We start from the raw sequence: 22,427 nt of genomic DNA on the forward strand, positions 1-22,427 counted from the left end.
ACCCCTTCCCATCCCGAACAGGACCGTGAAACGACTCCACGCCGATGATAGTGCGGATACCCGTGTGAAAGTAGGTAATCGCCAGGCTCTCCCTTGAAACCCCCCAGTACGAAAGTACTGGGGGGTTTTGCTTTTGTGGCTGCGGTTTTAGAACGGCTTCAGAAGACAAGCGTGGATCTATTCCGTCGACGGCCGCAGGGCCCGCGTTCCAAGTTTTGCAACGGCGACCACAGCCGTGACATCAGCAGAAGCAGGYTGGTGCGGGCCATATCCACAACTCCGCAGGTTAAAACGCGTGTCTCTTCACGTCGAGGGGGCACGCACAATACTGTGCCACATGCGTCGCCTTCGATGCAGGCCATCATCAATCCGGCTGTTCCGGATGAAAATCAAGGCAACTGCGGCGTCCGGCAAAAAAGAAGACCGCCGGCGCGATGCCAAGGGGGTCTACGGGAAGTCTCGTCGGGGTCAGTCAACGAGCAATTGCAATATGCCAAAGGGCGCGGAAGCTTCCTATACGCCGTTGGTAGGGTGAAAACAGGGATCCACATGCGTAGAACAGTGGCGGGTACCGCAGGCTATAGCGCCAACGCAATCGCGTTGGCGCAACAATACGAGCACATTCTATTCGAGGATGTCCATCGCGACGTTCTGCACCTGTTTCCACATACGCCCAGCGGCATTCTGGACATCGGCGCTGGGTCGGGCCGCGATGCAGCCGCGCTTGCTCGGTTGGGACATCGCATTGTGGCTCTAGAACCCACCCTTGAATTGCGTCAAGAGGGGCAGCGTATTCACGCGGCTTTGCCCATTGAATGGGTGGATGACGCGCTGCCATGCCTATCGGCGATGCGAGCCAGGCGTGAGCAATTTGATCTCATATTGCTAACTGCCGTATGGATGCATCTTGACGCTGCTGAGCGAGCGATTGCAATGCGTGCCATCGCGGAACTGCTGGCGCCGGGCGCTAGTGTCATCATGTCGCTCAGACATGGGCCTGTTCCCCATGGTCGAAGGATGTTTGACGTGTCTGCCGATGAGACGCTGGAACTTGGCCGAGCGATTGGCTTGGCTGAACGCTATATCGGGCAGCGCAAGGATACGCAGGGCCGCGACTCGGTCTCCTGGAGCGTGATTGCATTGCAGATGGGGTAGCCGACAAACTGCTCAGGGATGCGCGGATTGGCCATGTTAGGATCTCAGCGAGGCTCTGGGAGATGGCCATGGTTCAAAAGTTATTCTACGAACTACCCGCGGACGAGCGTGAGAATTTCGAGTCCGCTTGCGCGCGGCACGGATTTGTACCAGAGGATTTCGATGTCGCAGCAGAGGAGGGCACTCCGCTGGCCGACAGCCCGAATCACACGCTGCGGGAAATCACCGTCACCCGAGTAATCGGAAGCGAAGTTCGGCGCTATCCAGACAGGGCGGGGTCTTCGTGGATAGCGGCGTTCGAGCAAGATCTGCTGCGGGATGTCTTTGGCTTCCCTCTTGCCGATTAGTTGGTTTTTCCCTTTGAGACAATGAAGGCCTTATAGGCAGAATTAAAATATCTTTATCCAAATTCGATGCCAATATTCGTTGCTGGACACGCCGGTGCACCCAAGAGTCAGTGCATCACTCACGTCTCTAGGCAACGAGTATCGGGCGGAGGCATTGCAGTGCACAGCTACTGTGCGGATTCGTAGTGAATCCGAATGCGTGCGTCCCGAAAGCAGAGCGCCGAATTGTCAACGGATGGTTTCGCCGGGCAAGAACGTGTGACGGGATTGCGGGGGGGGGGGATAGGAGTGCGCGGCGCACATGGGCGGCCCGGCATAGCGATACCTCTACGTGCGTTGCGAGCTTGAGTCGCAAGGCCCTTGATCCGAATTACCGCTGTGGGCGCTTTCAGCGTGCGCTGAGTCCACAAACAAAAACAGCGACTTGGCTAAGTCGCTGTTTTGTAAAGCAAATTCTGGGGTGGCTGATGGGACTCGAACCCACGACGACAGGAATCACAATCTGAGGCATCAAGCCAATATCTATAAGGCTTTGCGGGTAGTTGGTGGGAATACTATCTGCTAAAACTGCACGGCAGCATAAGGCTTTGCGGCGGGATGTTCCCATCACAATTCACCTCAAAGCGCTTTACGCTTCACCACCTTATTGCGGTCGTAGACGCGCGCCGTGATCGCCGGATTGGCATGCAGGTCGGGGAGGGTGCCGTGTTCTGCTTTGTGCGTTGTGGCGTAATAGGCGCGTAGATCATGGAATGTAAAGCGCTCTGCGATCACCTTTTCCTTGAGCGCTTGGTTCATCAGCTTGCCCCACATTGCCTTGAATCCGGCCGCGGTGTAAGCGTTGCCGTGCTTGTTCGGGAACAGATATAGGCACTCGCGTTCTTGCTCGCGGTGCGCCGCGTCAATCCGGTCCAGCAGGTCAAGCAGCTTGGGCGTGATCTCGACTTCCTCGATGATCTCGCCGCGCTTGATGCCGCGCTGCTTAGCGCGCTTGGTGCGGATGACTAGCGAGGCGCGGTCGACCTGGGGGCGCACGATGTCGAGGAATTCCACCTTCCGGCTGCCGGCCACGGCGGCATATTCGGCTGCCAGGCCTATGATCTTGCGCTGTGCCGTCTGCCTCGCAAGCCATTTCAGGAAGGCAAGTAGGGCATCAGCTTTGGGGGCCTCCGTGCGCGGCTGCTCGGTATTGCGGCGCACCTGGCGGCACGGGTTGACCTCTGCCTCGCCGCGCTCGATTGCCAGATTGAACAGGTTTGACAGCAGCGCCGCCTCCCGGTTGGCACGTACCGGGGCTTCCTTGCGCTCGATGCGCAGATACCGGGCGACGTCGGTCGCGCGAATCTCATTCGCCTTGACGTTCGCGAATACCTTCAGCAGAGGTTCGCTGCACTGCGTGTAATCGGTGCGCGTGCCTTCGGCCAAATTCCTCCAGTCCGCCGTTTCCTGGTACTGCTCCCACAGTCGCCCGATCATGCCGATGTTGTCGCCAGCGCCGAGCAGATCCAATACCTTCTTGATTGCCTTGAGGCGGTCGGTGCCGAGATTGATCGGTTTACCACCGACCGGCCGGTAGCGGTAGGTCACCAAGCCATCCTTGCGCGGTCGTGCCTCCATCCGCTCCAGCAGTCCGTTGGCGGCCCGCACAGTACGAGGCCGGTTCATGCTGCGACGCTCCAGCGCGGCCCGCCGCTGCGCTTCTCGGTGGCCGTCGGCCCACGGTTGACCTGCTCCCACGTGATCATGGGGTGGCCGTCGATTTTCACCGGCGGCGCAAAGCCCAACTGCTTGGCGATCCATCGGCGCTGTGCCGCACCCTGGACCAATCCGCCAGTGAGCTTTACCAATTCATCGTTACTGAGGATCCCCATTGCCTTCTCCCAATGCTTCCGGGTTGTTTCAATCATATGTTGTGCTGCTGAGTCCACTGCTTTCCTATCTCTACTCACCACATTGGTAAATGCTGTTTACGCATGTGGTTGCTAATCAAGGGTGAATGGCTGTGGCCGGACCTTGGCCGCGATGTACAGTGGGTGCTTCGGACTGCCGTCTTGGTTCAGCCCGAGGTGATGGAGCAGGGCGCCGCGACCGCACATCCGGACGATGCGCAGCACCTCCGCCGCGCGCGCCGGCGCCGCCTTGTGCGCGCCCCAGGCGCAAATCACCAGCGAGCAGCGATCGAGCGCGTCCATGATTGAGCCGTTGGCAGTGTCCTCGCGCCCGAGCGGCGCCGGGTGAGCCAGCAGCCCGTCAGGATCGGTTGATCGCAGCGGGAACAGGTTCACCACCTCCAGGCGTCCATAGCGACCGGTCAGCGCGCGCTGCAGGCAGCGGGTGATCGTCGGGTCGTTGACCTGGTAGTCAGCGGTCGACGGGTTGAGCATGATGAAGCCGAGGCCCGGCTGGCTGCGGTCCCACTCGCGCCAGAGGCGGTAGCGGTACTGCTCGCAGTCGGAAAGGATCGCGCCGGCCTCGCCGTCGATCGTGTTGCTGGTCAGGTGCCTCACTTCGTGATCCTCCATGCCTTGCGGGTCAGTTCAATGATTCGTTGTGCTGCTACGTGCACTTATGTCCTGTTCTAAGCATCACATTGGTAAATGGCATTGACGCATGTGGTTGGTGGATATTCGAATTGGGTATTTCGGGGCCATGCTACGATCTCGGCCAAAAACCGATGCCCCACATGCCTGCCAGATTTTTCGACTATCGCGACTTCGAAGTGACTGCCTTCGCGGAGCAAAGCTTCACGGGCCTTTGGGTCGCCACGTATCACGCGTTTCCCTTCGCTGAGAGCGCGTCGGAGAGCCCCGAGGAGGTCCTCTCCTTCCGATTCCTCTGCGACGGCCGAAAACACAGGCTGGTCTGGAATGCTGAGGAAGCCGCTGCCGAAGCGGCGGCGTTGGCACGGGCCGCCATCGACACCAAGCTGTTGATGGCTTCGCTGCGCAACTAGGAGCTTGGTCCAAGCGTTGCTATCCGCCGCCCCGAAATGACGCAAATGGACAAGTTTTTCAGCAAGGAAGTCGCCGACGCCATCGGGATTGGCGCAGCTCTCCAGGTCGCTGATCTGGCCAGGCTGATGCGCGAGACTATGGACCGGGCCAACCTCAAACTGATCACTGCCGGGCGGCCCCCTCTTCAAGAGCAATGGGTCAAAGTTGAACAGAGGATCGCGTCCAGCAGAGCGGAGCGCGAGAGACTGCTGCACGGGCCACCATGCTAGGATTCCCGAAGCGCTGGGAGGGCACCGATGGAAGAACAACGGAAAGGTGAATATCGTGGCTTTGAAATATATGCGACCGCCGGTTGGGATCCGACTGCCGGCTTTCACGTCATTGCCCAGCGGGTCCAGCTCACAGTCCAAGGTGCGCTCGTCTACGTACCGCTCAACGCGGTGACGTCCAGGCGATTCGTGGACCTCGACAGCGCATTCATAGCTTCCTTCACCTGCATTCAAGAGGCGATTGATAAACATATCGAGGGGATGGGTGCTCGCTAAACGGTAGCCTAGAATCTCCTCATGAATGCGCACTACGAGATCTGCCGGGGTTTTGATCTGAAGGCCCATGCCCGGCATGGCTTGACCGGCTGCTGGGTGGGGGTGTATGAGGCGTACAACACCGCCCCGGACGGCGCTAAGCCTCATATCGCGGGAAGGGTCGTGTGCGACGGAAATGTCCATCCGCTCGCGCGCTTCGCCACTGAGGCTGCCGACGAGGCCGCCGCGGTCGGGCGTCTGGAAATCGACAAAATGCTGACTTCCGATTGAGGGTCGACCGCCTTGGATGGCGCGCACCATGGCGCCACTGAAGAGGATAGGGCGTTCTTTCATGCTGCGGTCCTCCCAATTGCTGTCCCACTTACGAGGGGAATGCAGAGTCGGTGTCCAGGCCGCACGGCGTGGCGTTGCATGCTAGGCTTTATTAGGTATCCATTGAAATTGCGACGTGGCGTCCTAAAGCGCCGACAGGAGAAACGGTCCCCATGTCCATCGAAAAATACCGAGGTTACGTAGTTGAGGGTTTTGCAAAGCCATCGGGAAGCGGAAAGTTTGCAGCCCTGGGGCGCGTGAGTATGGATCGCCGCGCGATTGAAGAGTCCGATGCGCTTGGGCTCTACACGACGCGCGAGGAAGCCCAGCGCCACGGGATCCTGTGGGCTCAGAAGTACGTTGATCGCCTGGATGGCTCGCATTGAGCGTATATCGGCGCTGGTGCGCACCATGGCGTCGCCGAAAAAAATCGGTCTTTCCTTCATGCTGAAGGCTCCAAGAGTTCGACAGCTGCAGCCATGATCTGGCCGATCTCCATCCCGGTCATGCCAGGGTCGGAGCAGATTTCCTTTGCGGTCATGAGAACGTCCTTGCCCTTGCGCGCCGCGATCTTCTGGAGCGCGCCGCCGAGTTCGGTCATGCGCTCTTTGTAGTGCTCGCCGAGCAGGTGCCTTACGGTGTCGCGCGTCTCGTAGAGCTTCGCGGCGGTCTGGATGGCTTGCTGGGTCATGTTTCAGCCCTCCTGATTGGGAGATGCGGGAGCGGCCTTCCAGTTGCCACAGCCCTGACGCACTCGTGGTGTATCGCCGCCACACACGCAACCGTTGCCCGCAGTGCAATACCCAGATGCGGGGGCGGCGGCGAGCAGGGCGCGGATAGCGTCACGCGACTTCTTCAACCGCTCGCGCAGGCCCATATCAGCCAGTTCATCGCCGTAGTCGCCGCCAGCGATCAGCACCGCATGCATTGCTTCTGCGGCATCCGTCAGCGCCTTGGCGCTCGGTTGCGGGGCGGCGCAACGGCTGCGGGCATAGTTGACCAGCCGACGCAAAACCGTACTTGCGACAACCGGGTGGTCGTCTTCTGCTTCGCATTTTTCGGCCAGCTTCACCAAAGCGTCCAGTTCGCTGGCTTCGAACGCCACTCCCTCGCCCTTGCCACCCTCATTGATCGCCACCGGCTGCGGGGCGCTCGCTTGCTCGGGAGCGGATAGGTTGTACGCCTCAAAGTGCGGTAGGTCTTTCCATCCCGCAGGACGCTCGGTGCGGTAGGTCCAGTCCCCCCACGATGTTTTCCAGCGAAACAGTGTCGGCGCTACCGGCTGCATGGCGGCGTTCTTCGGGTTTCCCGCAAATAGCTGGGCCTTTTCGTCCTTGCAGCGCTCGCACAAGCCGCAGCCAGAACCAAGAGCCACGGACCCTTTGCACAGCGATCCTGGCGCACGGAACGGCCAAGCCACCGACTCGCTGCCACCCTCATTGGGAGCAGATTGGGCGATCGGACTATCCGCACTGCCCTTCGTCTTGACGGCAGCCACGCCATTCGTCGGCACGTCAGCTGGACGCCAGATGTGGGCACAGTTGTGGCACAGGTGGGAGCGGTGCGGAGGGTTGTCCCATTCCTTCGACGTGCCTGGCATGTAGTGCAAGTGGTCCGGCGCGTCGATGTGCTGCATTCCGCAAGCCGGACAATGCAGCACCATGTCAATCGGCACCACCGGCTCGCTGCCGCCCTCATTGAGGGAAGCGGACTGGGAGAGTCGCACATGCACCTTGCGACCGTCATCAAGCCGAACCTCTACGCCATCGTTGTCGATCAGGGTCACGCCCTTGGCGCACACGTATTGACGCTCGCTGTGCATTGCGTGGGCCACGTAGACCAGTGCCCGCCGCAGCCCGTCTACTTCCTTCGCCCGGCTGACAGGTGCCGGGGGAGCGGCGTGAACCGCATCAGCGAAGCGGCCAAGCGCCGCATCCCAAGCGTTCGTGCGAGGTGTCGCGCTCTGCAGCCCGCAGTCGCGCGCCAGATTCCAGTCTTCATCCCGGCACCGCGCCGGCTTGGTCGTTTCGCTCACGATTTTTCCTCTTCCAGTTCATCGGCCATCTTCTTCATGAGCCGATAATTCACGTAGGAGCCGACCGCCACGCACGCCATTAGGCTGGCGGCGGTCACCATCAATGCAATGTGGTAGGTCACGCTGTGGCTCCCGGCAGCGGCGTGCCGATCCACGAGGCGGCTGGATCGCGGCGGATCAACTTGCCAGTCTTCTCCGCATAGCGCAGCCGGGCGCGCAGGTTCTGCCGGGCGCAGTACTCGGGATCCTTTCGCATCCGCCGCGAGAACGCGCGGTTGATCTCCTTCCGGCTCTTGCGCTTCGGAGCGGGCGCATCCGGCCCAGTGCCGAGCGTCCAGCGGATGACGTGCGGAGCGTGGGCGCGCACATCGAAGCCACCGATGCGCACCTCGGTACCATGGCGCAGCCGCATCTGCTTCTGGACCGCATGCGGTGTCACCTTCAGCAGCGCGGCCAGCTCGTTGGACGTCATCTTCTTGCCGCCGGCCAGCGCATGCTTGGCGCCTTCCCATACTGGCGAGAAGCACGGGCGGCCACACTCGCGCGGACCAAGGCCCATGTCGTACCCATGCTTCAGGACTGCGGCGGCGGAGCGGGCCGGGAAGAGGGTGGCGATCGTCTTGGTCGGCTCACCGTTTCCCCAGTGCTTGCTCAGCAGCGCTTCCTCTTCGGGGCTCCAGGGCTTCCAGGTCGTCATGCTGGCGCCCCCGCAAGAACCCGCCGGCTGCCGTCCGACATCATGGGCGACACGACGCTGGCGCCCTCCATCTGCTCGAGCAAGCTCGCGGCGCGGTTGTACCCGATGCGCAAGTGCCGCTGCACCAGCGAGATGCTGGCCCGCTTGTTCTTCTGCACGATCTCCACCGCCTGAGGGTAGAGCGGGTCAGCTTCGCCTTGATTTGGCGATTCGGCATCCTCGGCCGCAGATACCAGGTCATCCGGTGCTTCGGGCACTTGCTCGCCACCCATGGCATGCACGAGATCCGACAGCATGCCCGCCAGTTCGCCGGCCATCATCAGGAAGTCGCCATCGAAGGCCTCGTCGGCGCCTTTCTCGCCGGATGCCGCGGTTTCCTTGATCACATCCAGCGGCATTACGCGTTTGATGGTGAGGGCGTCAGTCAGCACGAACGAGATGCGATCGTTCCACGTCATGGCCAGGTGGCTGCAGCGCTTGCCGGCGGCGATGTGGCGATTTACGTCCGCCGGTTCCAGCACGTGGTGCGCAAAGCGGACGCTGGCCTTGCCCTCGCCGGTGGCGCGCAGTTCGGTGTCCTGGTCGATGGTGAATCCGGCGGGCGCGCTGTCGGTGGCCAGCCACTCTGTCATGGCTGCCGTGGGCGACGTCACGACACGCAGCGAGACGAGTTCCAGACCGTCGACGGACTTGAACAGGGCGCCAAGCAGGGCTTCGGCCTTGGCGGCACTGGCGGTGTCGATCGCCAGCCAGCCGTTCACTGGGTCGATCCATGCGGCGGTGCGCGCGCGAATGCTGAATGCCTTGGGCAGCAGTTCGTCCGTGACGGCCTCCTTGATCTCGCGCAGTTGCTTGCGGCCGGGCTTGAAGCCTTGCTGCTCTTCGAGTTCGGCGGCGCGCTCGGCGGCGGCTTCCTTCACCACGGCGGCCGGCAACAGCTTTTTCTCGGTGCAGAGGGTAAGCAGGAATTGCCCGCTGACGGCATGCACCAGCGCGTCGCCGCGCGGCGGGGCCCAGCCCTGCGTGGACATTTCCAGTTCGGTGCACTGCGCGAAGGCATGCTGCGCCAGCGCGTCGTTCAGTTCTGCCGCGGTCAGCCCAAACGAGGGCAGGCGGTATAGGGTCAGGTTACGGAACCACATGGTCTTCCTCGGTTAGGCGGCCAGCTTGCGCAGTTCAGCCAGGTTGCGTTGGATCAGCTTCTCGAACTCCCACAGGTCTTCCACCATCGCGTTGATGTAGTCGTCGTCGCGCTCAATGCGCCAGCGGAAGAATTCCTTGACTGACTTGAGGGCGGGGCAGTAGACGCAGAAGTCCCACCACTTCCGGCCCGAGAGCCAGAGATTTCCTTGCACCTGGTCCGTGTACTTGGCCAGGTCGTGTTCGATCAGGGTCGTGCGCAGTTCGTCGGGCGAGATCAGGCACTTGTATTCCGCGCCGCCGTCCCCGCCGATCCAACCGTCGGCACTCGCGCCGAAGAGGCGGTCGTCGGTGAGTACCATGCCAACCGGCTGCACGTAGACGCCGATATCGGCCTGGTGGGCGATGCGCGCGTCTGGCTCCAGCTCGTGGCCGCGGCGCATCTGCCACGTCTCGTGGCCCTCGTTTAGGGGTTCGCCGCTGATCCGCTCGATGGCCGTGCCGAATGCCAGATTGAGAGCGGTATCGGACCAGTCACCGCCGGCGCGCTTGCGCGAGCGCGCTATGCGGAAGTTGCTGGCGGTCGTCACGCCTACGCGGGCCGCCAGCCAGGTATCGCTACCCTGGGCACAGTTGACGACTATCACGCTGCCTCCCGCAGTTCTTGGGTGCGCTGGTTGTAGTAGTCGGAGTACTTCGCCCGCGACTCGCGATCCAGGCCGGTCATGATCTTGCTGAGCTCGCCAATTGTCTTGGCGTCGCGCATGCCGGTGTGCACCTCGGCCGGTACCGGCGATTGGCCTTCGCCGCGGTCATCACCGTTTTCATCCAGATCATCGTCAGCAGCCACGCCCAGCATGGCGCTCACGATGTAGCGGCGCAGGTAGGTGATCGCGGCGCCGAAGTCCTTGATGTCGCCATCGCCGCGCGGCACGCGCATTAGGCCTTCAATCTGCGCGCCGCTGGTGTGGCCCAGCACCGTGCGGATTATGGTTGCGTTATCCGCCTCGGTAACCAGTTGGAACAGGCAAATCCCGTTCTCGGACAGGGCCGGCGTGGTCTTCTCGCGGATCTCCTGCAGGTCGGCATAGTTGAAGGAGTAGGCAGCCTCCTTCTTCGGGCGAATCGTGACGGCGCGATTCTTCACGATTGGCTTGAACGCGCCTTGCGCCTTGGCCAGGGCGGCGTACATCGGGCCCATGCCGCCCTCGGCGGCCGGGATGAGGTTCGTTTCCAGGTCGGGGCGGCTCACGCTGCTTCTCCGGTGGTGGCGGCAATCGCGGCGTCGATGCGCGCGGCCAGATCGGTATCGCCGACGTGCTGGCGGGCTTCAATCAGGAGGGCCAGCAGGGTGCCAGCCTGCTCACGCACGCGCTGCGCGGCGGCTTCTGCGGCTTGCTGTTCGCGCTGGCGGGCGGCGGCGGCTTCGCGCTCGCGCTGCTCTTCGGCGGCGCGGGCAACCGCCTGGCGCTTCGCTTCCGCGGCGCGCTCGTCGGCCTGGCGCTTTTCCTCGGCCGCGCGCTCGTCGTCGATGCGGCGCTGCTCGGCTTCGGCCGCTTCGCGCTTGCGCTTGGCCTCCGCGTCGCGCAGGGCCTGCAGTTCGGCCTGGTCGGCGGCGCGCTGGCGCACCTGTTCTTCCTTCTCGCGGGCGGCGTCCAGCATGGTGTTCAGGTTGCCAAGCGCTGATTGGATCGCGGCGCCGGCCTCGGCCTGGAACTCGGCAAAGTCGTCGGCGGCTTCGGCGGCCAGCCCATCGATGCGCTGCTGGATCTGCTTCACACCCAGACCGATGCAGGTAGAGGCGGCCATCTCGATCGCGTGGACGCGGTCCTTGATGCGGGCCACGCGCTTGCGCTCGGCCTCGGCCTTGGCTTCCTCGGCGCGGCGAGCGGCGGCTTCGGCTTCCTGCTGTGCCTTCATGGCGGCCAGTTCCTCGCGAGCCTTGGCGTTCTCCAGGTGCACGCGCAGCGTGGCGAGGGCGGTGGCGACTGCTTCCTTGGCTTGGTCGGCGTATTCCTCCCACTCGCGCTGGCCCAGGTACTCCGGAGATTCCAGGTCGCTGATCGCCGCAGTCACGTCCGCGACAGAGGCAGAGAGATAGTCGCGGGGTAGCATGGCGATCGCGTTCAGACAGGCCTGGTGCGCACTGATGCGCGCACTCTCGACGCGAGCCTTTTCGATCCGCTCTTCGTCCTTGCGTTTCTGCTCAGCGTCGACCAGTTCCTTCACCGGCTGCTCGATCGCTTTGACTGCCGCCACGATCTCGTCGCGCTTGTCGCGGTTGCGCTTCTGCCAGGCCAGGAGCGGGCGATTCCAGTTGGTGTACGCCTCTTCAGTGGCGGTGCGCGTGCCAACACAGCGCTGAACGAACTCGCGTGCCGCCTTGTTGCCAGCCGTCGTCTTCACATCGAAGGCCTCGGCGCCGGCTTCGCGCAACTCGGCAAGGCCCGCCTCGATGGGGTCATACAAGGCGAGGGCGGTCGCCGGCTCTGCCTGGACCGGGTCCAGGACTTCGATTTCAGGTGCTGCCATGGATTCCTCTTTGAATGGCGGGCCGTCAGGCCACCTTGATGTAGGCGAAGGCGCGGGCCACTGCGGCAGGCACGTGCGCGCTTCCGATTGCGACGCGCAGGCCGATGCCGCGGCGATTGTTGTCGGCACGCTTCTGTGCCAGTTGAGAGTCATTCATCGCGGCCAGGTGGCGCATCGCGGCTGCCATGCGCTCGGCGCGCGACAACTTCACGCCGGTATGGATCTTGGTCAGATCAAAGTTCTTGGGGATCACGCTCAGCCTCCGAGGTGCAGGGCGATCTCATGCACTGCCGCGATTACCGCGAACAGGCCGAGGACGTAGTAGGTGATGGCGCGGTTGCGAGCCTGTATCTCGCGCAGATTGTGTTGGCTCACGTTGCGTTCCCGATTGCCTTGGCGATGACCGCCTCGCGCTCATGGAAGCGGGTAATGCCGTCACTGTCATTGCCGCTCAGGATGTTCCTGGAGGCCCACTCCGATTTCTGCTCGGGGGTCATGATTGCGAGCGCATTGAGGATGAACCAGTGCGCCAGTTGGAGCTCGCGCAACAGTTCGCGCTGCAGGTTTTCATGCGCGGCCTGGCGCATTGCCGCTTGTTCGGCGGTCATTGCTGCTCTCCGGTGGCTTTTGCGATAGCTGCGCGCGCAGCAGCGAGCAGCTGGCTCTCAGGGTCCGGCCCGTCGACAAGCCACTTCTGTTTGGTCAGCAGGCTATCTACTTCAACGGCGACAGTCAGCAGGTCAGGAGCTGCAGCCATAGCGCGAGCGTTTGCCGTTGCCTGCGCCTCGCTCTCGACGTAGCAGATCAGGTGCGCAGGCTTGCTCGCGTAGGAGACGTGAGCAAGCAGAAGGCCCTTGCTGTTGTCCGGCGTCGCCGGGCAGCGCACTTCCATGTGGCAGCAGACCCCGTCATAGACGAAGGGCGTGGCTCGCCACGGCCCCTTTGTGAATGCTGGCTTCATACCGTTGCTCCGCAGAAGAAACGGCGTTCGTCGCGCTGGCGATCAGCTGCCTCGCTCGCTTCGTAGGCCTCGTTGTCCAGATGGGCTTCCAGCGCCAGCCCGGCGATTTCCTCGAGGTCGTGGAGATGAGTGACATCCACACCCGAGTCGGTGATGGTGTCCACGTAGAAGGCCTCCGGCTCGCCGGGCTGCTCGAGCGTGGCGTCATAGCCGCTGCAGTAGCTGCCGGCCACCCGCAAGGTGGTGCCGTTGTGGTTGATGGATAGGGTGGTCATGGTGAGCGCCTCAGTCCAGGCCGTAGAAGCGAACGCTGACGATGTGCTCGCCTGTGGCTTCATCCCGACGAGGGAGGCTCATAGACGGACTGCAGTAGGAGCTGATTGCCTGGAGGGATGCACGAGCACGTTCCACCACGGCCGCCTGATCGCGGCCGCGGAAGGTGTGCATGCCGCCGCTGCCGATTGAGCGATATGAAATCTTCACGGCCGCGGCGCGCGCGGCTGAGTTCACCGCCTCTTGCGCTTGATCGCGCTCGACGCTCCCGCGCGCCGCATCCATCAATTGGTAATGCAGAGCGGAGTACGCGGCGAGCTGCACGCTGTCGCGGTCAAGGCGGGCCATGCCGGCGTAGTCCTGCAATTCAATAGCGAGGAAGCCGAGGATTGCTTGGTTGCGCTCGGCGGGTGACATGTGGGCGAGGACCTGATGCGGAGTCATGGGGCAGACAACGTGGACGCCAGGCGCCATCACGTGCGCCGGCCCGCCGCCTTTCCCAGCTGTACCCGTCAGCACGTCAAAAATGCTGGCTGGGCTAGCGGCCCGTGCCTTGGCGCCCTCGGCGATCCAACCCCAGAAGCCGGATTCCTCGGCCACGGACTCAATCTGCGCATCGCACGCTGCAGCGGTATCGGCTTGAGCGATGAATGTCGTTCTGCTGCCATCCGTCTTCGTGACGCGGTACGTGACTTGCATCTCGCCCTCCATCTGTTGTGCACCGGGGGTCGGTGCCGATGGATTGCATTAAACAACATGTTTATGTTTTAGTCAAACACTACGTTTAGTTTTTTGCGGTGCAACTCGCCTAGACTGAACCGATACAACGGCAGGAGTTCGCTATGGACCCAAAAGACGTGATCGCCGCCTTCGAGCGCATGGCGCTGGGCGATGAGGATTTATCGGTGGATGGAGCGGTGGCCGGCTTGGCGGGCTTGATGGCGGACGAGCGGATGCCGGAAGAGCTGTGGCTGGCACTGCTGACTGTGGGTGCTACGCTCTACCGGGTAGGGCTAGAGCGGCGGATGAGGGCGGTAGGGGCGTAAAAAAGCCCACCTCAAGGGGTGGGCTAGCTGTTCCGCCTCTAATCGGGTCAGGACTTCAGGCGAACTCTATTACCCTTGTCGCCCCTGCCTGAGCGGTAGCAACCGGGAAAAAGCGCATGTCATAGCTATCGGCCTCTTGCTCGATCTCCCTGAGATTCCGGCGCATTGCATCAATCTGGCGCGTGGATAGGGTGGGATCATCCTCGCTCGGCGCGCCAAAGATCAGGCCGGCGAGATTGATCCCCGAGATTTCCTTGGCTCGATGAAGTTCCCAGAGACGAGCCCGGGCATCGCGAAGCCCGGACGGTTGGCGTACGGGAGACAGGACACCAAAGTGCAGAATGGCCTTGGGGTTCACGAACCCAAATCGCGTATGCTCGCCGCCTTCGATCAGAACAGCCGTGCGTCCAAAGTACTGGGCAAGGTCTGGGCGTTGGCTGATTACGCGATCGCGCACATCCGTTGTAAAGCGCCGATTTCCTTCCTCCTGGGTAGGGGCATCGACTTCCTCCATGTCGTCCAGCTTGTCCAGATTGCTAAGACTGGAATAAAGGAGGGCAGCTGTTTTCAACGCGTCTGCCAGATTTTTCGCGGGGGTATGCCGAAGAGGGCCAGCTTCGAGTCCGTAGAGAGCGGGCATGGACTCTTGCTTGAGCGCCCCGTGTGTTCCAATAGAGCGAAGAGCCTCCAAGCCCGATTCAATCAGCGTCCTGACGCCCTTGGACGCCTTCCCATAGAGGCAGTCCAGGACATCGTCCCGAATGAGTCTATGCCAGCTGACCCGCCCATCCCATTCGACCAAGGCTCCGACCATCAATCGCTCTCCCGTGCCTGAAACCGGCTCCCAGAAAACTGGGCGCCAGTATGTGTTCGGAAGGAGAGTATTTGCGGTCATGACGAAGGCTCGAGTCCAGTCAGCAGATCCTTTGATTTGGGAAACCGTGCCAAAACGCGGTTTGCCAGCCCTTGAAGTTGTTGTTCAACATACTCAACCAAGGGGGCGAAATCAATGTTATCAAGGGCTTGTACCCGTGAGGGAGCGCCCGTGTCAAGCACTAGCGCAGCGGCAACGCTGGAGCGCTCAATCTCTTCCGCTTTGCCGGCGATCTGGGCCAGCAGTGCGATGATATTGCGCTCATGCGTGACAAGTCCGAGTGTCCGCTCGTGATCAATGTACGCATGGTCGATGCCATCCCAGAGGAAGTTGCCAAGATTGCGGTCAGCATTTGCAATTGCTTCATCGGCTGCCAGAGCCTTGGGCGTATCCTCCCAACTACAAACAATGCTCGCAGCTAGAACCTGCAACTGCATCTTCTGCGCATCAGGAAGTGTGTCTGCAAAACCCAAATGCTTCTTCAAGTTGGGATAGTGCGCGTCCAGACTGGCAAACAGTAGATCGACTCCGTCGTGAATCAGGATGGGCTCTGGTGTGGGAAGGTCCCATGCTCGGAACAGCATTCCGCAGAAGCACTCCGCCAAGACCGCTTGTAGCGGAATGCGCTTCACAATAGCCGCATGCAAGACGTCATCTACTTTGATGACGGCCCTGACCGCGCCATTAATCCCATCCCCGACGGGCGTCTCGGTGTTTGCTACCAAAATCCCTGTTCGTAGCTTCATGTGACCTGCTCAGAAATCGCCCATCCCGGAACGGTACTTGACGCGGCCGATCACCGAAATGTGCTCGATCTGATCAGGCTGAAGGAGGATTGGCTCATACCGTTCGTGGTTGTCGCTAACAATCTTCAGGATGCCACCCGGGAGCTGGAAAAGGCGCTTCACTAACATCTCGCCAGCATAGACAAGGGCAAATACGCCGCCATTGGCGGGCACGCGTGTGTCCGCGCGATCCACTATCACGGAGTCATCGTCGAACAGCCGCGGCTCCATGCTATCCCCAGTAACTTTGACCGCGACCAGATTCTTCGGCTTGGCATCGAGGCGTCGGATGTAGTCCGCCTGAAACGGCAGCGGCTCCTTCTCCTCGATGTGCCAAGTCTCCCTCCCATTTCCCGCCGACAATTCCACATCAATCCTCGTTACGAGAACCGTCGACTCCTTTGGGAGTTCTTCCAGGCTCTCGTAGGTAACAATCGGCCGCACGTAGACGCCGTGAAGCGTTGCCGTTGGCGGTGGATTGTAAGCGCCTGTTTCAGACTTCTCGTTAAGTCTTGCTTCTATCTGATCTGCACCAGATTTGGGATTGACGGGACTCCCAAGCTCTGCAGCCGATGCCGCCATCGGAAGCTGCCCCGTCAGCAACCAGGTAGCGCTGCAGCCAATTGCTGCCTGGGCCTTAAGCATCCCGCCTTGCGACATGCCCCTCCGCTCCCAGTTGTTGACGGTTTGTTGGGATTGATTCAGAGCCTTCGCCACATCCGTTGGCGAGTCTAGCCCTTTGAGTGCTTTTGCGGCCTCGTAGAGGCGAACCATGGTTTCGTGCATGGCGCCAATTTTCTCACGTGTAAAYGCTTTGTTGATAAACGTGGTGTTTGACTGTTTAATAAACATGGTGTTTAATACGGCCATGACCACGAAAAAACCCGCCGCTCACGACGATTGGCAACTCATCGAAAGCCTTGGTGGCCCCACCCAGGTGGCGAAGCTCCTCGGCTACGACTTGCATCGGGGCGGTGTTCAGCGAGTCCACAACTGGAAGGAAAGGGGCATCCCTCCATCCGTAAAGATCGCACATCCCGGCTTGTTCCTGAAAGAAATCATGCACAGCCAGGACGCCAGCGACGACGTGCAGCCACCTGTAGGTGCGTCGGTGCGGAAGAAGCGATAAGCAGCGATCCGTTTTCAAAGGGCGCCCTGTGTTGGCGCCCTTATTTGGCGCCAGTGGCTACGTGGAACGCTACTGAGAACACCTAGAACAAGTGTTGGGGAGCGAACAGATGCAACGCGAGATGCCGTTTTTCGACGTAGTAGGAGAGCCGCAAATGGTTTCGGAACAGTTGATTGCTCGCCTGCGCCACGAGGCCGACGCCACGGTGCTGTGCTGGGCCAAACGCCGCGTGCGCTACAGCCTGAGCGATGCCGCTGCGATCCTGGGCATGCCCAAGTCGCACCTCTCCAACATCTTGAGCGGCAAGAAATACCTGCCGTTCGACTTCCGTATCAAGTTCCAGGCGCTCTGTGGCAACTGGGCAATTCGCCAGTACGAGGACGCTGTGTGTGGCTTTCGCTCGGTGGCCGAGACGCAAGAGCAGCGCCGTATCCGCGAACTCGAATCTCAAATTGAAGCAATGAGGGCAGCGGCCTGACTGCAGAGCGCCAATTCTGGCGCCTTAGAAGCAAGTTTTTAGTCGGAAATACCGGGGGAATCATGGAGCAGATCAGGTCGCGTCAAGCGATTCGAGAAGAGGGCGCGCAGGCTGCGCGCGACGGTAAGCAAGGCAGTAGTAATCCGCATGCAGAAGGCACTGAGGCGCGCGAGGAATGGGGTCGCGGCTTCATTCTTGCCCACCGCGCGGTCCATTCTCGTGCGGTGATGGCGAGGGCGGCAGCATGAACATCTACCGCCACCAGTTCATCTGCGTTTGCCCAGCCAACGGCAAGTCCATCGTCTTCGACCTGGAAATCAAGTCGACGAAGATGATCCACGTTGAGCACATCACGACGGCTGCTGCGGTCCATGGCGCCGCGTATCACGAAGAGCTCGCCGATTTCCTGCAAGAGAGCCTGGGTGGGCACCAAGAACTGAAGGCCCACCACCACGGCGTCGACATCGTGACCTACCGCGGTTCGGTCGAACCCTCCAGCCGTTCTGCGGCTAAGCCGGCGGTAGCGCATATCAGCGCGGCCCATCTGCGCATTCTGCAGTCCGGCGTCGCCGTGGTTACGCATGTCAGTCCCACGCCGAGAGATGGCGACGTTGCCCTGACGGTGGTTTAGCCATGATCCACTATCACGGCACACCCATCACGCCGACCACGGCCGCCACGAAGGCGGTCTTCGCTGGTCACGCGTTCGTCTCGTTTCGCTACCCTGAGCAATTGGGCATCGTGCTGGACGTCGCGCAGTCGTTCGCCGTGGACAACGGCGCATTCTCGGCCTGGCGCTCGGGCGCACCGATCACTGACTGGGAGCCGTATTACGAGTGGGTGGCAGAACTACACCGCTATCCATCGTTCGACTTCGCTGTGATCCCGGACGTCATCGACGGCGACGAGGCCGCAAACGATGAGCTGCTGGCCGAGTGGCCGTGGCGCGAGCGCGCGCCCGGCGTCGGAGCGCCGGTCTGGCACCTGCATGAAAGCCTCGATCGCCTGGAGCGCATGGCGTTGGCCTGGCCGCGTGTCTGCCTTGGCAGCTCGGGTGAGTTCGCGCGGGTTGGTGCGCCGGCATGGTGGACCCGCATGGCCGAAGCCATGGACGTGGTCTGCGACAAGAGCGGCCGGCCAGTGTGCAAGTTGCACGGGCTGCGCATGCTCGATCCCGAAGTCTTCAGCCGCTTCCCGTTTGCCAGCGCCGATAGCACGAACATCGCTCAGAACGTGGGCATCGACAGCGCCTGGCGCGGCACCTACACGCCGGCCAGCAAGGAATCGCGCGCGCAGGTGATGCGCGAGCGCATTGAGTCGCGGCAGTCGCTGGTTTTCTGGGATCGCCGCGCGCACCCAATCCAGGCGGGCCTGTTCATGGGGGCTGCGGCATGAATCCCCTGCAAATCTGGCTCTTCGCCTCCTACTGCTTCTGGCGTGAATGTATGGCTGGCGGCTGGCTCGCCGCGCCGCGTGCCAAGAAGGGGAAGAACGCAACATGACCGCGATCCGCTTTGGCTCCGTCTGCAGTGGGATTGAGGCAGCCAGCGTTGCTTGGCGCCCGCTGGGCTGGCGCGCCGCATGGCTAGCCGAGATTGAGCCGTTCCCGTCCGCCGTGTTGGCGCACCACTATCCAAACGTGCGCAACTTGGGCGACATGACCAAGCTGGCGCGCATGGTGCTGGCCGGCGAAATCGAGGCTCCGGATGTCCTTGTGGGCGGCACGCCGTGCCAGGCCTACAGCGTGGCCGGTATGCGTGCCGGCCTGAACGACGCGCGTGGCCAACTGACCCTTCGTTACATGGAACTTGCTGATGCAATCGACTTTGTTCGGACTCGAGACGGAAAGCCCCCCTGTGTCATCGTCTGGGAGAACGTCCCCGGCGTCCTCAGTGACAAAACGAACGCCTTCGGGTGCTTTCTGGCTGGCCTTGCCGGGGAAGATGTCGAACTCCGACCGGCAGGGAAGCGATGGACGAACGCTGGTTGTGTGTTTGGACCCCAGCGAGCAATCGCCTGGCGGACCCTGGACGCCCAATATTTCGGACTGGCCCAACGCCGCCGCCGTGTGTTCGTTATCGCAAGTGCTCGAAACGGATTCGATCCCTCCCAGGTACTTTTTGAGTGGGACGGCCTGCGCCGGGATTCTGCGCCGAGCCGAGTCGCGGGGGAAGACACTGCCGCCGGCACTCTTCGCAGCACTGACGGCGGTAGCGACGTTGACCACGCCAGCGCCAGCCACCTGATCGCGGGCACGCTGCAGGCAGCGGGGAAGGCCGCCTGCAGCGCCACGCAGCCGGACGCCGAGGCGCGGCTGCTAGTCGCGGCATATGGCGGCAACAACACCTCCGGCCCAATTGACGTAGCAACCGCCCGCAACGCATGCGCGAGCGCGAGCGGTAGGCTGGACTTCGAGACGGAAACGTTCATTACCCAGTGCGTGACCAGCGACATCACACACGCCTTGAAGGCCGAGGGCGCGGACGCCAGCGAAGACGGCATGGGGAGCGGAAATCCGATCATCCCGGTGGCGATCCAGGCGGGCGCGCTCCGCGTGAATCCTGCCAGTGGTCCCGACGGTGTCGGCGTACAAGAGCATATCGCCTACACGTTGGAAGCGCGCGCAGAGGTCCAGGCCGTAGCGTTCGATACCACGCAGATCACCAGCCGGGTAAATCGAAGCAACCCGAAACCGGGCGACGCGTGCCATCCGCTGGCCGCCGGCGCGCACGCTCCCGCCATTGCGTTCGACTGCAAGGCATCCGGGCAGAGCGGTTTTGGCGTCGGGGAGATTGCCGCCACCCTTCGCAGCATGGGCCATGCCGACAGCCATCAGAACGGCGGCGGCCACGCCTCCGTGCTTCACGCCATGAGGGTGCGCCGCTTGACGCCGCGCGAGTGCGAGCGGCTCCAGGGTTTCCCGGACGATTACACGCTGATCCCATTCGGTCGCGCGGTGAGGCCTGAAAAGCTGGATGAGGACTGGATTAAGTATCTCCTCCGTGGCGGCGTCATGACGCGAGAGCAGGTCGCCCAGGCCGCCGCCGACGGCCCACGCTACAAGGCGCTCGGCAACAGCATGGCCGAGACGGTGATGACCTGGATCGGTCGCCGCATCGATGATGCCATCAGGAGATCGGCATGCTGACTCGCAGCACGAAACCCATGCAGCGCGGCGCACCGCTCCAGCGCCGAACGCCGCTCAAGTCCAGCTGGTTGAAGCAAACAGCCGGGCTGATTCCCAGCCCCTTCAAGAAGAAGCGCTCACGCAAGAGGGCGCCGACCGCGGCCGAACGGGCCTACATGGGCCACGTCGCTGCGCTCGGCTRCGCCGTCTGCCGGCGGCTCGGCCACGGCGCCACGCCCGCGATCGTGCATCACCAGCGCACTGGCCAGGGAAAGATGCGCGCCAGCCATTACCGTACCGCGCCTCTGTGCCCGCGCCACCACCAGGATAGCGGCGTAGGCGTGCACGACATGGGTCGGCCGCAGTTCGCCGAGATGTATGGCTTCAGCGAAGTGGAACTGATCGAAGAGACGCGCGCGCTGCTGGTCGCCTACCTGCCGGTATCTGAGCAAGGGGACATGAGTTGAGCAACGTGCGCCCTGCGCCTTATCCGGCTGATACCCGCGCGAAGGGGTGGCGGTTTGAGCTGGATCTCGAGCAGATCGACCAGTCCGACACCTGGGCGCTGACATCGCCTGACCTGCGCCCGTGGCTGCTCATGCTGTGGGCTTCGGCGTGGCGGCAGACGCCGTGCGGCTCCCTCCCAGACGACGATGCCCTGATTGCCGTACGCATCGGCATGAAGCCGGCCACCTTCACCAAACACCGGGCCACCCTGATGCGCGGCTGGTGGAAGGCCGACGATGGCCGCCTGTACCACGACACCGTATTCAAGCGCGTCACGGAGATGCTGGCCGCCCGCGACAAGGAACGCAACCGGAAGGCCGAGTACCGGAAGAAGAAGGAGGCGGAAGAGGCGGAGAGAGCCAGGGTAATCGCTGGGTTGTCCCAAGGGACAGAACCGGGACAAGCGCGGGACTCAGGCGAGACGGACAACACTAGAACAAGTACCAGCACCAGTACCAGTACCAACACTTCCGTTCCTGACGGAACGGGCGGCGCGCCGCCTGCCGTGAGTCAGGCGCAGCTGACCAAGATGGAAATCTGGCACGCCGGCAAGGCGATGCTGGAGGCGCAGAAAATGCCCAAGGCCCAGTGCGGCAGCTTCATCGGCAAGCTGTGCAAGGACTACGGCGACGCCATCGTGCTTGAGGCGGTGCGCGCTGCCGCCGTGACGCAGCCCGCGGATGTTGCCGAGTATCTCAAGGCCACGTGTCAGCGCCTGAAGGGCGAGCGCAAGGCACCGAACAAGCAAGAGGCCCTTGAGGCCAACAATCGCGCGGTGGCCGACCGGCTGGCCGTGGAACTCGCAGGAGCAGAGCAATGACCCCGCAAGACGCAGGCCGCTTCACGACCCTGGTATCCAACGTCTACGCCTTCTACCGCCAGGACTTCTCCGAGTTTGCCGGCAAGGTCTGGTGGAGCGCGATGCTGCCGTTCGACATCGACGCGGTGCAGGAGGCCTTCAATCGGCATTGCGTCAACCCAGACGCCGGCCAGTACCTGCCCAAGCCGGCGGACGTGGTGCGCATGCTGCAGGGCTCGACGCAGGACTCTGCGCTGCTGGCTTGGGCCAAGGTGGACCGCGCGATCCGCACCGTGGGCACCTACCGCTCGGTGGTCTTCGACGACGCGCTGATCCATCGCGTGATCACGGAGATGGGTGGCTGGATCGAGTTGGGCCGGAAGACCGAGAAGGAATGGCCGTTCCAGGGCAACGAGTTCGTGAACCGCTACCGCGGCTACCGCATGCGCAGCGAGTGCCCGGAATACCCACCGCATTTGATCGGCATGACGGAGGCGCAGAACGCGAAAGCTGGCTTTGCCTTCGAGGTGCCTGTGCTGCTCGGCAGGCCCGCGATCGCGATCCAGATCGCGCGCGGCGGCAGTGATGTGCCCCTGCTGGAGGTTACACACGTTTCGCTCCCGACTCAGAATGAGCCCCGCCGGCTGGAAGGCAAGGGCAAGCGGGCGAGGGCGGCATGACGGTCCGCTGCATCACCTGCCAGCACTTCACGCTAAAGCCTCGCCCCGGGG

At 62.3% G+C, this 22,427-nt stretch carries 35 protein-coding genes, 1 rRNA gene and 1 pseudogene; 17 read left to right on the plus strand and 20 right to left on the minus strand.

Annotated features, from left to right (window positions below; genetic code table 11):
• The 3 genes from rrf to AB4061_RS00015 all read left to right on the plus strand — a co-directional run.
• A 5S ribosomal RNA gene (gene rrf, locus AB4061_RS00005) occupies positions 1-87 on the plus strand; the annotation flags it as partial.
• 462 nt (positions 88-549) lie between these two features.
• Positions 550-1,155: a class I SAM-dependent methyltransferase gene (locus tag AB4061_RS00010; protein ID WP_441630432.1), complete on the plus strand. Its 606-nt coding sequence runs from the start codon at positions 550-552 to the stop codon at positions 1,153-1,155.
• 68 nt (positions 1,156-1,223) lie between these two features.
• Positions 1,224-1,502, plus strand: a complete 279-nt coding sequence (locus tag AB4061_RS00015) for a hypothetical protein (protein ID WP_441629768.1) — start codon at positions 1,224-1,226, stop codon at positions 1,500-1,502.
• Positions 1,503-2,120: 618 nt separating this feature from the next.
• Here the strand turns inward: AB4061_RS00015 and AB4061_RS00020 are convergent.
• The 3 genes from AB4061_RS00020 to AB4061_RS00030 form a co-directional block, all read right to left on the minus strand.
• Positions 2,121-3,167: a tyrosine-type recombinase/integrase gene (locus tag AB4061_RS00020; protein ID WP_441629770.1), complete on the minus strand. Its 1,047-nt coding sequence runs from the start codon at positions 3,165-3,167 to the stop codon at positions 2,121-2,123.
• On the minus strand, positions 3,164-3,409 hold the full coding sequence (locus tag AB4061_RS00025) for a DUF4224 domain-containing protein (protein ID WP_441629772.1): 246 nt from the start codon (positions 3,407-3,409) through the stop codon (positions 3,164-3,166). The genes AB4061_RS00020 and AB4061_RS00025 overlap by 4 nt, the downstream gene beginning before the upstream one ends.
• Before the next feature lie 75 nt (positions 3,410-3,484).
• A complete protein-coding gene (locus tag AB4061_RS00030; protein ID WP_441629774.1) occupies positions 3,485-4,009 on the minus strand; it encodes a DUF1643 domain-containing protein in 525 nt (174 codons plus the stop codon).
• 176 nt (positions 4,010-4,185) lie between these two features.
• Between AB4061_RS00030 and AB4061_RS00035 the strand changes: the two genes are divergently transcribed.
• The 5 genes from AB4061_RS00035 to AB4061_RS00055 all read left to right on the plus strand — a co-directional run bounded on the left by AB4061_RS00035 (position 4,186) and on the right by AB4061_RS00055 (position 5,699).
• The gene (locus AB4061_RS00035) at positions 4,186-4,455 is read left to right on the plus strand and encodes a hypothetical protein (protein ID WP_441629776.1); all 270 of its coding nucleotides are present in this window, start codon (positions 4,186-4,188) and stop codon (positions 4,453-4,455) included.
• Between the two features lie 45 nt (positions 4,456-4,500).
• Positions 4,501-4,725: a hypothetical protein gene (locus AB4061_RS00040; protein WP_441629778.1), complete on the plus strand. Its 225-nt coding sequence runs from the start codon at positions 4,501-4,503 to the stop codon at positions 4,723-4,725.
• Positions 4,726-4,752: 27 nt separating this feature from the next.
• A complete protein-coding gene (locus AB4061_RS00045) occupies positions 4,753-5,001 on the plus strand; it encodes a hypothetical protein (protein WP_441629780.1) in 249 nt (82 codons plus the stop codon).
• A 21-nt stretch (positions 5,002-5,022) separates the two neighbouring features.
• A complete protein-coding gene (locus tag AB4061_RS00050; protein ID WP_441629782.1) occupies positions 5,023-5,271 on the plus strand; it encodes a hypothetical protein in 249 nt (82 codons plus the stop codon).
• A 215-nt stretch (positions 5,272-5,486) separates the two neighbouring features.
• Entirely contained in the window at positions 5,487-5,699 is a 213-nt protein-coding gene (locus AB4061_RS00055) for a hypothetical protein (protein WP_441629784.1), read from the plus strand.
• A gap of 56 nt (positions 5,700-5,755) precedes the next feature.
• On the opposite strand, the gene AB4061_RS00060 is transcribed toward AB4061_RS00055, so the two are convergent.
• From AB4061_RS00060 to AB4061_RS00125, 14 genes and pseudogenes are all read right to left on the minus strand, one after another.
• The gene (locus AB4061_RS00060) at positions 5,756-6,004 is read right to left on the minus strand and encodes a hypothetical protein (RefSeq protein ID WP_441629786.1); all 249 of its coding nucleotides are present in this window, start codon (positions 6,002-6,004) and stop codon (positions 5,756-5,758) included.
• 3 nt (positions 6,005-6,007) lie between these two features.
• The gene (locus AB4061_RS00065; RefSeq protein ID WP_441629788.1) at positions 6,008-7,348 is read right to left on the minus strand and encodes a hypothetical protein; all 1,341 of its coding nucleotides are present in this window, start codon (positions 7,346-7,348) and stop codon (positions 6,008-6,010) included.
• Positions 7,345-7,470: a hypothetical protein gene (locus AB4061_RS00070; protein WP_441629789.1), complete on the minus strand. Its 126-nt coding sequence runs from the start codon at positions 7,468-7,470 to the stop codon at positions 7,345-7,347. The genes AB4061_RS00065 and AB4061_RS00070 overlap by 4 nt, the downstream gene beginning before the upstream one ends.
• Positions 7,467-8,045, minus strand: coding sequence for a hypothetical protein (locus tag AB4061_RS00075; protein WP_441629791.1), 579 nt, complete (start codon positions 8,043-8,045; stop codon positions 7,467-7,469). The genes AB4061_RS00070 and AB4061_RS00075 overlap by 4 nt, the downstream gene beginning before the upstream one ends.
• Positions 8,042-8,317, minus strand: coding sequence for a DNA translocase FtsK (locus AB4061_RS00080; protein ID WP_441630434.1), 276 nt, complete (start codon positions 8,315-8,317; stop codon positions 8,042-8,044). Before AB4061_RS00080 ends, AB4061_RS00075 begins: the two co-directional genes overlap by 4 nt.
• A pseudogene (locus AB4061_RS00085) lies at positions 8,303-9,187 on the minus strand (recombination-associated protein RdgC); the annotation flags it as partial. The pseudogene AB4061_RS00085 and the gene AB4061_RS00080, both read right to left, overlap by 15 nt.
• A gap of 12 nt (positions 9,188-9,199) precedes the next feature.
• Positions 9,200-9,832, minus strand: coding sequence for a lambda exonuclease family protein (locus AB4061_RS00090; protein WP_441629793.1), 633 nt, complete (start codon positions 9,830-9,832; stop codon positions 9,200-9,202).
• On the minus strand, positions 9,829-10,437 hold the full coding sequence (locus AB4061_RS00095) for an ERF family protein (protein WP_441629795.1): 609 nt from the start codon (positions 10,435-10,437) through the stop codon (positions 9,829-9,831). The genes AB4061_RS00090 and AB4061_RS00095 overlap by 4 nt, the downstream gene beginning before the upstream one ends.
• Positions 10,434-11,717 carry a hypothetical protein gene (locus AB4061_RS00100; protein ID WP_441629796.1) on the minus strand — a complete coding sequence of 428 codons (1,284 nt, stop codon included), beginning with the start codon at positions 11,715-11,717 and terminating at the stop codon, positions 10,434-10,436. The genes AB4061_RS00095 and AB4061_RS00100 overlap by 4 nt, the downstream gene beginning before the upstream one ends.
• A gap of 25 nt (positions 11,718-11,742) precedes the next feature.
• On the minus strand, positions 11,743-11,970 hold the full coding sequence (locus AB4061_RS00105; RefSeq protein WP_441629798.1) for a hypothetical protein: 228 nt from the start codon (positions 11,968-11,970) through the stop codon (positions 11,743-11,745).
• Between the two features lie 118 nt (positions 11,971-12,088).
• Positions 12,089-12,325, minus strand: coding sequence for a hypothetical protein (locus AB4061_RS00110; RefSeq protein WP_441629800.1), 237 nt, complete (start codon positions 12,323-12,325; stop codon positions 12,089-12,091).
• A complete protein-coding gene (locus tag AB4061_RS00115; protein ID WP_441629802.1) occupies positions 12,322-12,678 on the minus strand; it encodes a hypothetical protein in 357 nt (118 codons plus the stop codon). The genes AB4061_RS00110 and AB4061_RS00115 overlap by 4 nt, the downstream gene beginning before the upstream one ends.
• A complete protein-coding gene (locus tag AB4061_RS00120) occupies positions 12,675-12,953 on the minus strand; it encodes a hypothetical protein (RefSeq protein ID WP_441629803.1) in 279 nt (92 codons plus the stop codon). Before AB4061_RS00120 ends, AB4061_RS00115 begins: the two co-directional genes overlap by 4 nt.
• 10 nt (positions 12,954-12,963) lie before the next feature.
• Positions 12,964-13,650 (minus strand): hypothetical protein, encoded by a 687-nt coding sequence (locus AB4061_RS00125; protein WP_441629805.1) that lies wholly within the window; start codon positions 13,648-13,650, stop codon positions 12,964-12,966.
• Between the two features lie 143 nt (positions 13,651-13,793).
• Between AB4061_RS00125 and AB4061_RS00130 the strand changes: the two genes are divergently transcribed.
• Positions 13,794-13,997 carry a hypothetical protein gene (locus AB4061_RS00130; RefSeq protein WP_441629807.1) on the plus strand — a complete coding sequence of 68 codons (204 nt, stop codon included), beginning with the start codon at positions 13,794-13,796 and terminating at the stop codon, positions 13,995-13,997.
• Between the two features lie 55 nt (positions 13,998-14,052).
• Here AB4061_RS00130 and AB4061_RS00135 read toward each other — a convergent pair whose 3' ends face one another.
• The 3 genes from AB4061_RS00135 to AB4061_RS00145 form a co-directional block, all read right to left on the minus strand.
• A complete protein-coding gene (locus tag AB4061_RS00135; RefSeq protein ID WP_441629809.1) occupies positions 14,053-14,637 on the minus strand; it encodes a hypothetical protein in 585 nt (194 codons plus the stop codon).
• 251 nt (positions 14,638-14,888) lie between these two features.
• On the minus strand, positions 14,889-15,617 hold the full coding sequence (locus AB4061_RS00140) for a hypothetical protein (RefSeq protein WP_441629811.1): 729 nt from the start codon (positions 15,615-15,617) through the stop codon (positions 14,889-14,891).
• Between the two features lie 9 nt (positions 15,618-15,626).
• The gene (locus tag AB4061_RS00145; RefSeq protein WP_441630436.1) at positions 15,627-16,526 is read right to left on the minus strand and encodes a LexA family transcriptional regulator; all 900 of its coding nucleotides are present in this window, start codon (positions 16,524-16,526) and stop codon (positions 15,627-15,629) included.
• Between AB4061_RS00145 and AB4061_RS00150 the strand changes: the two genes are divergently transcribed.
• The 8 genes from AB4061_RS00150 (at position 16,525) to AB4061_RS00185 (ending at position 22,376) form a co-directional block, all read left to right on the plus strand.
• Positions 16,525-16,785 carry a hypothetical protein gene (locus tag AB4061_RS00150; protein WP_441629812.1) on the plus strand — a complete coding sequence of 87 codons (261 nt, stop codon included), beginning with the start codon at positions 16,525-16,527 and terminating at the stop codon, positions 16,783-16,785. The two genes, AB4061_RS00145 and AB4061_RS00150, sit on opposite strands and share 2 nt — an antisense overlap.
• A 109-nt stretch (positions 16,786-16,894) precedes the next feature.
• Positions 16,895-17,263, plus strand: coding sequence for a hypothetical protein (locus AB4061_RS00155; RefSeq protein ID WP_441629814.1), 369 nt, complete (start codon positions 16,895-16,897; stop codon positions 17,261-17,263).
• A gap of 244 nt (positions 17,264-17,507) precedes the next feature.
• Positions 17,508-17,894, plus strand: a complete 387-nt coding sequence (locus AB4061_RS00160; protein ID WP_441629816.1) for a hypothetical protein — start codon at positions 17,508-17,510, stop codon at positions 17,892-17,894.
• Positions 17,895-17,896: 2 nt separating this feature from the next.
• Positions 17,897-18,658, plus strand: coding sequence for a hypothetical protein (locus tag AB4061_RS00165; protein WP_441629818.1), 762 nt, complete (start codon positions 17,897-17,899; stop codon positions 18,656-18,658).
• A gap of 103 nt (positions 18,659-18,761) precedes the next feature.
• Complete coding sequence (locus AB4061_RS00170) at positions 18,762-20,411, plus strand: DNA cytosine methyltransferase (RefSeq protein ID WP_441629820.1); 1,650 nt, start codon at positions 18,762-18,764, stop codon at positions 20,409-20,411.
• Positions 20,405-20,857 (plus strand): Ref family recombination enhancement nuclease, encoded by a 453-nt coding sequence (locus AB4061_RS00175; protein ID WP_441629822.1) that lies wholly within the window; start codon positions 20,405-20,407, stop codon positions 20,855-20,857. The genes AB4061_RS00170 and AB4061_RS00175 overlap by 7 nt, the downstream gene beginning before the upstream one ends.
• A complete protein-coding gene (locus tag AB4061_RS00180; protein WP_441629824.1) occupies positions 20,854-21,717 on the plus strand; it encodes a hypothetical protein in 864 nt (287 codons plus the stop codon). Before AB4061_RS00175 ends, AB4061_RS00180 begins: the two co-directional genes overlap by 4 nt.
• On the plus strand, positions 21,714-22,376 hold the full coding sequence (locus AB4061_RS00185; protein ID WP_441629826.1) for a DUF6475 domain-containing protein: 663 nt from the start codon (positions 21,714-21,716) through the stop codon (positions 22,374-22,376). Before AB4061_RS00180 ends, AB4061_RS00185 begins: the two co-directional genes overlap by 4 nt.
• Positions 22,377-22,427 lie beyond the last annotated feature (51 nt).

It is taken from the genome of Cupriavidus sp. YAF13 (assembly GCF_052113425.1).
Lineage (GTDB): Bacteria > Pseudomonadota > Gammaproteobacteria > Burkholderiales > Burkholderiaceae > Cupriavidus.